This window comes from Mycobacterium sp. TH-M11, assembly GCF_057473725.1.
In genome coordinates this window covers 1-10,176 of sequence record NZ_JBYCLD010000497.1, presented here as the reverse complement: position 1 = coordinate 10,176, position 10,176 = coordinate 1, and the positions used below count along the sequence as shown (strand labels likewise).

Here is a 10,176-nt window from a genome sequence, read left to right as displayed (position 1 = left end):
GGCGCGCGGGTGCACGCGCACTGGGTCGACGATCCGGTCGGTGCGATCACCGACATCGCCTACTTCGCGCTGGGTGACGAGGCCGAGCCGGTGTCCGACAAGACCGACGACCGTGAGCCGGTGACGGTCCAGGTGACACCGAGCACCATCGAAATCCAGCACACCGCTTCACTTCCCGAGACAGCGTTCCTGCGGGCACTGGAAGAGGGCAAGTTGCTCGGCGGACGCACCGGCGACAGCGGGAAGGTGTACTTCCCGCCCAAAGAAGCCGATCCGGCCACCGGCCTGGAACTCGACAACTTCATCGAGTTGCCGGACAAGGGCACGGTGACGACGTTCGCGATCATCAACATCCCGTTTGCCGGTCAGCGCATCAAGCCGCCGTACGTCGCGGCCTACGTGCTGCTCGACGGCGCGGATATCGCGTTCCTGCACCTGATTCAGGAGATCGACGCGACCGAGGTGCGAATGGGCATGCGGGTGGAGGCGGTGTGGAAGCCCCGCGACGAATGGGGACTGGGCATCGACAACATCGAATATTTCAAGCCCACCGGCGAACCCGACGCCGACTACGACACCTACAAACACCACCTGTAAAGGCGCCAAAGTGACTTTTCGCGATGTAGCTGTCGTCGGATTCGCCCATGCCCCGCATGTGCGACGCACCGACGGCACCACCAACGGCGTCGAAATGCTGATGCCGTGTTTTCAGTCGCTCTACCAAGAAACCGGCCTCACGCAGACCGACATCGGCTTCTGGTGCTCCGGCTCCTCGGATTACCTTGCCGGACGGGCATTCTCGTTCATCTCCGCGATCGACTCGATCGGCGCCGTGCCGCCGATCAACGAGTCGCACGTCGAGATGGACGCGGCATGGGCGCTGTACGAGGCCTACATCAAGCTGCTGACCGGCGAGGTCGACACCGCGCTGGTCTACGGGTTCGGCAAGTCGTCGGCAGGTACGCTGCGCAGAGTCCTTGCGCTGCAGACCGATCCGTACACGGTCGCGCCGCTGTGGCCGGATGCGGTGTCGATGGCCGGACTGCAAGCCCGGTTGGGTCTCGACGCCGGCACATGGACCGCCGAGCAGATGGCGCAAGTGGCGCTGGACTCTTTCGCGGCCGCCGAGCGCACCGACTCGGAGCCGGCGGCCCAGACTATCGAAGAGCTATTGGATCGGCCGTACTTCGCGGATCCGCTGCGGCGACATGACATTGCGCCGATCACCGACGGCGCGTCGGCGATCGTGCTTGCCGCCGGTGACAAGGCTCGCGAGCTGCGCGAGAATCCGGCGTGGATCACCGGGATCGAGCACCGCATCGAGACTCCGGTCCTCGGCGCGCGCGACTTGACCACTTCACCGTCGACGGCGGCGTCGGCCAAAGCCGCGACGGGCGGTGACGCCGGCTCTATTGAGATCGCCGAGATCTATGCGCCGTTCACGCACCAGCAGCTCATCTTGACCGAGGCGATCGGCCTGCCGTCGTCGACGAAGGTCAACCCGTCGGGCGGTGCACTGGCCGCCAACCCGATGTTCTCCGCGGGCTTGGAACGCATCGGCTTTGCGGCACAACACATTTTCAACGGCTCAGCCGGCCGGGTGCTCGCGCACGCGACCGGTGGCCCGGTGTTGCAACAGAATCTCGTCGCCGTTCTGGAAGGGAAATAGTCCTATGGCAGGCCAGCTCGCTGCGGTGCTCGGCACCGGCCAGACGAAATACGTCGCCAAACGCCAGGACGTTTCGATGAACGGCCTGGTTCGGGAGGCCATCGACAAGGCATTGGCCGACTCCGGGTCGACGATGCACGATATCGACGCGGTGGTGGTCGGCAAGGCGCCCGACTTCTTCGAGGGCGTGATGATGCCGGAGCTGTTCATGGCCGACGCCGTCGGCGCGACCGGCAAGCCGCTGATCCGGGTGCACACCGCGGGCTCGGTCGGCGGGTCGACCGGTGTGGTGGCCGCCAGCCTGGTGCAGTCGGGCAAATACCGGCGGGTGCTGGCGATGGCGTGGGAGAAGCAGTCCGAGTCCAATGCCATGTGGGCGTTGAGCATTCCGGTGCCGTTCACCAAGCCGGTGGGCGCCGGCGCTGGTGGCTACTTCGCTCCACACGTCCGTTCCTACATCCGCCGCTCCGGCGCGCCGACGCACATCGGCGCCATGGTGGCGGTCAAGGACCGGCTCAACGGCGCCAAGAACCCGTTGGCGCACCTGCATCAGCCGGACATCACGCTGGACAAGGTGATGTCGTCCCAGATGCTTTGGGATCCCATTCGTTTCGACGAGACGTGCCCGTCGTCCGACGGCGCGTGTGCGGTGGTGATCGGCAGCGAAGAGGTCGCCGACCAGCGCGTCGCCGACGGTCACCCGGTGGCCTGGATTCACGCCACCGCGTTGCGCACCGAACCACTGGCGTATTCCGGCCGCGACCAGGTCAACCCGCAAGCCGGCCGCGACGCCGCCAAGGCACTATGGAAGGCCGCGGGCATCACCAGTCCGATCGACGAGATCGACTGCGCCGAGATCTATGTGCCGTTCTCCTGGTTCGAGCCGATGTGGTTGGAGAACCTGGGATTTGCGGCTGAGGGCGAAGGCTGGAAGCTCACAGAGGCGGGCGAGACCGCGATCGGCGGCCGGATCCCGCTGAACATGTCCGGCGGGGTGCTGTCGTCGAACCCGATCGGAGCATCCGGTCTGATCCGGTTCGCCGAAGCAGCCATTCAGGTGATGGGCAAGGCGGGCGATCACCAAGTTCCTAACGCGCGCAAGGCACTGGGCCACGCGTACGGCGGCGGCTCGCAGTATTACTCGATGTGGGTGGTTGGAGCGGACAAGAAGTGAAGTACACCTGCAGTATCGCGTTCGGCCAGATCGACCAGCTGACCGAACTGGCCAAGACCGCGGAGGAAGTCGGGTTCGATTCGATCGCCCTGCCGGACTCGATCTTTTATTTCGAGAAGCAGTCGGTCGATTACCCCTACACCGCCGATGGTAAGCGGATGTTTGACGAGGAGTCACCCTGGGTCGATCCGCTGATCTTGGCGGGTGCGATGGGCGCCGTCACCTCGAAGCTGCGGTTCTATACGAACGTGCTGAAGCTGGGTTCGCGCAACCCGCTGCTATTGGCCCGCCAGGTGGGTTCAGTGGCCAACCTGACCAACAACCGCTTCGGATTCGGCGTCGGGATCGGTTGGGCTCCAGAAGAGTTCGAATGGTGCGGCGTTCCCTACGCCAAGCGCGGCAAGCGCGTCGACGAAATGATTGAGGTCATCAAGCTGGTGCTGGCCGGTGTGATGGTCGAATTCCACGGCGAATTCTATGATTTCGACCGCTTGCAGATGAGCCCGGCGCCCACACAACCGGTGCCGTTCTACGTGGGCGGCCACACCGACGTGGCGCTACGCCGCGCGGCACGGGTCGGCGACGGATGGACCAGCGCAATGATGACGCACGCCCAGCTCGCCGAAACCATCGGCAAGCTGGACAAGCTGCGCGCCGAAAACGACCGTGCAGACTTGCCTTTCGAGATCCAGGCGGTATGCATCGACAAGTTCGGCGTGGACGGTCATCGCGAGCTCGCCGAAATCGGGGTCACCGACTACATCACAATCCCGTGGATCCTGGACGGCCTCGGGACCGATGCGCCGCTGGACAAGAAGAAGGACTCGTTGAAGCGGTTTGCCGACACCTATATCCATTCGGGCTGGCAGAAGTGAGTGGGTCGCCCGCTCACCTGGCCGGTAAGCGCTCCCGCGACGCCGTGGCGGCCAGAGACAAAGACGCCTGGCTCGCGGTCTTCGCCGACGATGCGATCGTAGAAGACCCTATCGGCCCATCGCATTTCGACCCCGAAGGCAAGGGACATCGCGGCCGCGACGCCATCTCGGCGTTCTGGGACAAGGCGATCGCGCCGACGGACAAGATCGAGTTCGTCTTCGACAAGACCTATCAGTGCGGCAACGAGGAAGCCAACGTCGGCCACATCCTGATCACCGCGGCCGGATACCAGGTCACCGCCGAAGGGGTGTTCACCTACCAGGCCGACGACGACGGCAATCTGCTGGCGCTACGCGCCTACTGGGAAGTCGACCAGGCCACCGCGAGCGCGCGCAAGGTTTAAATCGCTTCCAGTCCAGTCAGATAGCGCTGAGCGAGTTCTTGGTAGGCCTTCGGGTTCACCTTCACCCACATCTCGGCCCCGGTGCCGGCAATCGGCCCCCTGATGATGGCCGGTGATCCGACAACCAGGACCTCGGCCGGGATCTTCGTACCGCCGGTCACCAGCGCTCCCGCCGCGACCAAGCTGCGCTCGCCGATCACCGCGCCGTCGAGCACGGTGGCGTGGTTGGCGATCAGCGCCTCGGCGCCGATGTGGGCGCCGTGAATGACGCACATGTGCGCGACGGTCGCGCCGGGGCCGATGTCGACGGGAACGCCCGGCGGTGAATGGAGCACTGAGCCGTCCTGCACGTTCGCACCCTCACGCACGATCACCGGCCCGTAGTCGGCGCGCAGCACGGTGTTGAACCACACCGATGCTCCCGCCTCGACAGTAACGTCGCCGATCAGGGTGGCGGTCGGGGCGACGAAGGCGGTGGGATCGACGCGCGGAGATCGGCCTTCAAAGGAGAACAGCGGCATCGTCCACATATACCGCAGGCGGAGTCACCGGTGGTGCTGTCGCCGTCATTGCGCGATCCGGGGAAAAAACTGTAACGTGTTCTAGTTAGAAGTCCGATAACCCTGGAGGCCTGATGGCTACCGAAACCGCCGAAGTTCGCGAGATCGACGCCGGCACCCTGCCCGACCGCTATGCCCGCGGCTGGCACTGCCTGGGCCCGGTCAAGGACTACCTGGATGGCGAGCCGCATGGGATCGAGGCATTCGGCACCCACCTCGTCGTGTTCGCCGACTCCCATGGCGACGTGCACGTCCTCGACGGCTACTGCCGGCACATGGGCGGCAACCTGGCACAGGGCACCGTCAAGGGCGACGAAATCGCCTGCCCGTTCCACGACTGGCGTTGGGGCGGCGACGGCAAATGCAAGCTGGTGCCCTACGCCAAGCGCACTCCGCGGTTGGCCCGCACCCGGTCCTGGACGACCGACATGCGCGGTGGCTTGCTGTTCGTCTGGCATGACGTCGAGGGCAATCCACCACCGCCCGAGGTGCAGATCCCGGAGATTCCGGAGGCGGCCAGTGACGAGTGGACCGAATGGCGGTGGAACTCGATCCTGATCGAGGGGTCGAACTGCCGCGACATCATCGACAACGTCACCGACATGGCGCACTTTTTCTACATCCATTTCGGTCTCCCGACGTACTTCAAGAACGTCTTCGAGGGCCACATCGCCTCGCAGTACCTGCACAATGTCGGGCGGCCCGACGTCAACGACCTGGGCACCTCCTACGGCGAGGCGCATCTGGATTCGGAGGCGTCCTACTTCGGCCCGTCGTTCATGATCAACTGGCTGCACAATGCCTACGGCGACTACAAGGCCGAGTCCATTCTGATCAACTGTCACTACCCCGTCACGCAGAACTCGTTCGTGCTGATGTGGGGTGTCATCGTCGAAAAGCCCAAGGGCATGGACGAAAAGATGACCAACAAGCTGGCCAAGGTATTCACCGAGGGCGTCAGCAAAGGGTTTCTGCAGGACGTCGAGATATGGAAGCACAAGACCCGCATCGACAATCCGCTGCTGGTCGAAGAGGACGGTGCGGTGTACCAGATGCGACGCTGGTATCAGCAGTTCTACGTTGACGTCGCAGACGTGACGCCGGACATGACGGACCGCTTCGAGATCGAGGTAGACACCACCATCGCCAACGAGAAGTGGCATGTGGAGGTCGACGAGAACCTGAAGAAGCGGGCTTCAGCACCCGAAACGAAGGCCGAGCAGCCCGCTACATGAGCTCGTCGGACCAGCCGCCTGACGTCGATCGGCTCGCTCGTTCGATGCTGATGCTCCATGGCGATCACGAAAGCCATGACGAGCCTGCCCCGGCCGGCAACGGTACGAGCGGTGGATCTTGGTCTAAGGCACCGGATTTCGCCGACGACCCGGATCGCGCGGCGGCGATGCGGGCGGCGACCCAAGCCGACCAGACCCGCTACCTGACCGCAGGCTTACAGCCGGTGGACTGCCGGTTCTGTCACGGCACGGTCAACGTCAAGCGTCTGGGCCCCGGACACACTGCGGTGCAATGGAATAGCGAAGCCCTGCAACGATGCGCCTACTTCGCCGAGGTCCGTGCCAACGGCCAACCCAGCGCGCGGTCGCGGGCCTGCCCGAAGCTTGCCGATAGCATCGAGCATGCCGTCGCCGAAGGGTGCCTGGAAGCGGTATCCACGGCTACGCCGCCTGGCGACGGCTAGATCGCCCGGCGACGATGCGGTTCGCGCAGCGAACAGCCGAGGAGCCGGGCAAAACGATCACAGCCCGGCGACGATGCGGTTCGCGCAGCGAACAGCCGAGGAGCCGGGCAAATCGGTCACAGTCCGGCGAAGCGTTCCTTGACCGCCTCGGCGGTCAGCCCGTAGTCGGCCAGCTCGTACTTGTGCTTGGGAGCCCTTGCACCGGTTTGACTTTCGGCGTGGCTGTCCTCCATCGCCTGCCGCGCCTCGTCAGTGAGCGGGATGTCGAATTTCTGGTAAATGTCGGCGACCGTGCCGATCGGGTCAGCGATCAATTCTCGATAGTCGACGTCGTAGAACTGGGCCGGGTTGTACTTGGCCCGCGCGGTGTTGAACTGCTCCAGGCCACGTGACCAGGTTTCCATCGCGTCCGAACCGATTTGCGCGCCGACAAACGTTGTCGACCAACCGTCGGTGGTGTGCTGGGCCAGTGAACACATCGACGCCATGATCGTCTCGACCGGCCGATGCGTCTGAATCACCAGGGCGTCGGGGTAGGTCTCCATCAACGCGTCGAGCGCGAACAGGTGGCTTGGGTTTTTCAGAACCCAGCGCTTCTCGACATCGTTGAGCCCGATCAGCTGAAGATTCTTGCGATGCCGGCGGTAGGCGGGCGTCCAGTCCCGCTGCGACAACCACTTTGAGTAACCGGGAAGGTGTGCCAGCGTCTCGTAGGACACCGAATGCAGTGACTGGCGCAGCAGCTGCCAGCATTCCTCGAGCTCGTAGGCGGCCATGAAGTGCAGGCCGGTGTAGCCCGGGTTGTCCTGGTGGTGCTGGGTGAACTGGTCGTCGAGTTGGCGATACAGCGGGTGCGATTCCCAGGTGTCGCGCGGCGGGCGCGGCTGCGGAAACTCCGCCAGCCACATGTGCAGACCCTGGTGTGCCGGGTCGGCGCCGAGCAGTCGGTGCAATGCCGTGGTGCCGGTGCGCACCAGCCCGGTGACGAAGATAGGCCGATTGATCGCCACGTCGGCGTGCTGCGGATACTGCTTCCACGCCGACTCCGACAGCAGCCTGGCCACTAGTGCACCGCGCAGGAAGAAGCGATTCATCTTGCTGCCCAACACCGTCAGACCGGCTTCTTGACGGTACGAGTCGAGCAGCACGCCGAGCGCTTCGCGGTAGTTGTCGTCGTCGGCGCCGAAGTCGTCGAGCCCGGTGAGCTTGGTGGCCGAGGCATGCAATTCGTCGACAGTGGCAATGTCGGTGCGTTCACCCATTACGCCGCCTCCTCCTCATCGCTTCGCTCTGCATCGTCACCGGCGGCAGCAGTCATATCTAGTTGTGGTACTCGCCGCAGTTGACGTCCAACGTCTGACCGCTGATCCCACTGGACAAGTCGCTGGCCATGAAAAGGATGGCCGACGCCACCTCCTCTTCGGTGGGCAAGCGCTTGAGGTCGGAGTTGGCGGCGGTGGCCTGGTAGATCTGCTCGGCGGTGGTGCCATACTTACCGGCCTGATGCTCGAAATAGGCTTGCAGCGTCTCACCCCAGATATAGCCGGGTGCAACAGAATTGACGCGGATACCCTTCTCGCCGAGCTCGGTGGCCAGCGACTGCGACATCGACAGCAGCGCGGACTTGGCCATCTTGTAGGCCCCGTATTTCGCCTGCGAGTGCCGCAGCACCATGGAGTTGACGTTGACGATCGAACCGCATGCTTCCTCCAGCGCCGGCGTGAAGGCTTGGATGAGGCGCAACGCACCCAGGGCGCTCAGCTCGATCGCATCGCGGATGTGCTGAAAGCTGGTTGCGGCCAACGGTTTCATCGACGGCACTCGGAAGGCGTTGTTGATCAGAACGTCGACCTTGCCGAAGTTCGACGCGGCGGATTCCACCAGAGCGGCCACGTCGTCGTCTTCGGTGATGTCCGCGCGCACCGCCAGAGCCTTGTGCCCGGCGTCGCCGAGCTGCTTGGCGAGTTCCTCCAGGCGCTCGACCGTGCGTGCCGCAAGGACCAGTTCGGCGCCTTCTTGCGCACATCGGTGGGCCAGCGTGGTACCGAGCCCCGGGCCCACACCACTGATCACGATGACTTTCTTGTCGAGCATTCCCGTCATGGCTTGACCCTTTTCAACCCAGCATCCTTGCTGCGATTTGCTCTTGGCGCAACGCGATTCGTGTATGCCAGTCTTCCTCAGAAATCCTGTTGTGCTCGTAATGCGGTAAGACGGCCGGGAGCTTGTCGATCTTGACGAGCTCGACGGAGGGACCGTCGGCCTCGGTGAGCGGACGCGACACCCGCTGCCAGCGGAACTGCAGAAAGCCGCGGCGGTGGCCCAGCGTTTCGACCCAGTTGGTGACGCCGGGGTTCTGGTCGGCGACGACGATGCGGACCTTACCGTCCGGATCCGCTTGCGCCTGAGCGTTGTTCAGCGACGTCTGGTGGTTGATGTAGTCCAGCGAGATGTACCACAGGCTACCCAGCTGGAAACCGAGGTAGGGCGCGTCGGTCACCGGCAGCGCGATGACCAGAGCCTCGTCGGGCTGCAGTTCGAAGTGACCGACCGAAGAGTACTGCGTTGCCAGACCACCGGGCGTCAGGCGCGGCGCAACCATCGTGTTGACCGGGATGTCCAGGTAGAACCACTGCGGAAACTGCAGCCACGTCTTGATCCGGTTGACCAACTGCTTTCCGGCTGCGCTGTAACGCTTTTCGATTGTCGCGCGGCTCAGTGGCGGCGGAGCAGTGCCGACCGTGTCGGACCGCGAGATGGACAGCGTCCCCCGCTGCGCAGCCCAGTCGCCGTAAACCTCGCGGATCACCAACTGGCCGGGACTGGTGGGCCGTACCCGCCATTGGAAGCTGCCGTCCGCGGCGATATCGAGTTCGCGGTCATCGAAGGCCGCCTGGCTGGCGGGCACATTACCGTCGGTGTATTCGCCGCCGAGCAGCTGGAAACTCAGATCTGTGGTGGTCCCGCGAACACCCTTGACGAGGTAGTCGCGATCGGGCTGCACCCGGCAGCCGAAGTACAGCGTGTCCGGGTTGTCCAGGCCCATCTTGGTGTACGGCCCGGTGCCCGACAGAAGCACGGGATGGTCGCGGTCGTAGTCGAACACCATGTGCGTGCACCCGGCGATACAGCCGGCCAGGTACTGCAGCCCCTCGAGCAGGTCGGCTTCGGTCTCGATATGGGGCGCGCCGGCGACCAATTCTTCGGCCTCGGCGATGGCGGCGACTAGCGGCTCAGAGAACACGCCTCGACGCTAGAACGTGTTCTAGTTTTCGTCAATGGGCGAACATCTCCGCGTGCGACCCCCAGCCGTGAACGCGAAGTGCAGCGGCGACGCGACAGTGATCCCCTACGGGGCGCACTGCGCCGACAGGTCGATCAGATGCTGCCGCACGTCCGGATGCCGGTTCAGGTAGTCCATGACGTTGCCACCACTGCCCTCAGCCTCCGACTTGTCGATCAGTTGCTGGTGAAGGTCGGGATGCCGCTCCAGGTAGGAGTTGATGGAATTACCCACTGTCTGGCCATTGCATTGGGCGTTCGCCACCGGCAGCGCGATCAGGGTCGCAGCGCTCACCGCCAGCAGCCCCCCGGCGAGCAGGCCGCGCAGTGTCTTGGATGTCGTGCTCATGTGATCAAGGCTACCCGCGGTGGCTATGCGCGGGCTATGTGTCAGCCAAAGGTTAGCCGCCGGCGGCTTGTTCGCGTTTGATCTCCAGGGCGATGTCGATGAGCTGGTCTTCCTGACCGCCGATCAGCTTGCGCTGCCCGGCCCGGTGTAGCAGTTGGTGGGCC

The 10,176-nt window shown here is 64.2% G+C and carries 12 protein-coding genes and 1 pseudogene; 7 read left to right on the top strand and 6 right to left on the bottom strand.

Features of this window, described 5'->3' with window-relative positions:
* From AC2VOG_RS19090 to AC2VOG_RS19070, 5 genes are all read left to right on the top strand, one after another.
* On the top strand, positions 1-597 hold a 597-nt coding region (locus AC2VOG_RS19090; RefSeq protein WP_486941397.1), incomplete at its 5' end, for a Zn-ribbon domain-containing OB-fold protein.
* Positions 598-607: 10 nt separating this feature from the next.
* Positions 608-1,669, top strand: coding sequence for a thiolase domain-containing protein (locus AC2VOG_RS19085; RefSeq protein ID WP_486941396.1), 1,062 nt, complete (start codon positions 608-610; stop codon positions 1,667-1,669).
* A gap of 4 nt (positions 1,670-1,673) precedes the next feature.
* Entirely contained in the window at positions 1,674-2,843 is a 1,170-nt protein-coding gene (locus AC2VOG_RS19080; RefSeq protein ID WP_486941395.1) for a thiolase domain-containing protein, read from the top strand.
* A complete protein-coding gene (locus tag AC2VOG_RS19075; RefSeq protein ID WP_486941394.1) occupies positions 2,840-3,718 on the top strand; it encodes a TIGR03619 family F420-dependent LLM class oxidoreductase in 879 nt (292 codons plus the stop codon). The genes AC2VOG_RS19080 and AC2VOG_RS19075 overlap by 4 nt, the downstream gene beginning before the upstream one ends.
* Entirely contained in the window at positions 3,715-4,122 is a 408-nt protein-coding gene (locus AC2VOG_RS19070) for a nuclear transport factor 2 family protein (protein ID WP_486941393.1), read from the top strand. The genes AC2VOG_RS19075 and AC2VOG_RS19070 overlap by 4 nt, the downstream gene beginning before the upstream one ends.
* Here the strand turns inward: AC2VOG_RS19070 and AC2VOG_RS19065 are convergent.
* On the bottom strand, positions 4,119-4,643 hold the full coding sequence (locus AC2VOG_RS19065; protein ID WP_486941392.1) for a gamma carbonic anhydrase family protein: 525 nt from the start codon (positions 4,641-4,643) through the stop codon (positions 4,119-4,121). The two genes, AC2VOG_RS19070 and AC2VOG_RS19065, sit on opposite strands and share 4 nt — an antisense overlap.
* Positions 4,644-4,756: 113 nt before the next feature.
* Between AC2VOG_RS19065 and AC2VOG_RS19060 the strand changes: the two genes are divergently transcribed.
* Both AC2VOG_RS19060 and AC2VOG_RS19055 read left to right on the top strand, forming a co-directional pair.
* A complete protein-coding gene (locus tag AC2VOG_RS19060) occupies positions 4,757-5,917 on the top strand; it encodes a 3-ketosteroid-9-alpha-monooxygenase, oxygenase component (protein ID WP_486941391.1) in 1,161 nt (386 codons plus the stop codon).
* Positions 5,914-6,381: a hypothetical protein gene (locus AC2VOG_RS19055; RefSeq protein WP_486941390.1), complete on the top strand. Its 468-nt coding sequence runs from the start codon at positions 5,914-5,916 to the stop codon at positions 6,379-6,381. Before AC2VOG_RS19060 ends, AC2VOG_RS19055 begins: the two co-directional genes overlap by 4 nt.
* A 116-nt stretch (positions 6,382-6,497) precedes the next feature.
* On the opposite strand, the gene AC2VOG_RS19050 is transcribed toward AC2VOG_RS19055, so the two are convergent.
* The 5 genes and pseudogenes from AC2VOG_RS19050 to AC2VOG_RS19030 form a co-directional block, all read right to left on the bottom strand.
* Complete coding sequence (locus AC2VOG_RS19050) at positions 6,498-7,643, bottom strand: sulfotransferase family protein (protein WP_486941389.1); 1,146 nt, start codon at positions 7,641-7,643, stop codon at positions 6,498-6,500.
* A 58-nt stretch (positions 7,644-7,701) separates the two neighbouring features.
* On the bottom strand, positions 7,702-8,484 hold the full coding sequence (locus tag AC2VOG_RS19045) for an SDR family oxidoreductase (protein WP_486941388.1): 783 nt from the start codon (positions 8,482-8,484) through the stop codon (positions 7,702-7,704).
* A gap of 13 nt (positions 8,485-8,497) precedes the next feature.
* Positions 8,498-9,625 (bottom strand): hypothetical protein, encoded by a 1,128-nt coding sequence (locus tag AC2VOG_RS19040; RefSeq protein ID WP_486941387.1) that lies wholly within the window; start codon positions 9,623-9,625, stop codon positions 8,498-8,500.
* Between the two features lie 105 nt (positions 9,626-9,730).
* Positions 9,731-10,012: a hypothetical protein gene (locus AC2VOG_RS19035; protein WP_486941386.1), complete on the bottom strand. Its 282-nt coding sequence runs from the start codon at positions 10,010-10,012 to the stop codon at positions 9,731-9,733.
* Positions 10,013-10,064: 52 nt separating this feature from the next.
* Positions 10,065-10,176, bottom strand: a pseudogene (locus AC2VOG_RS19030) (4-hydroxy-2-oxovalerate aldolase); the annotation flags it as partial.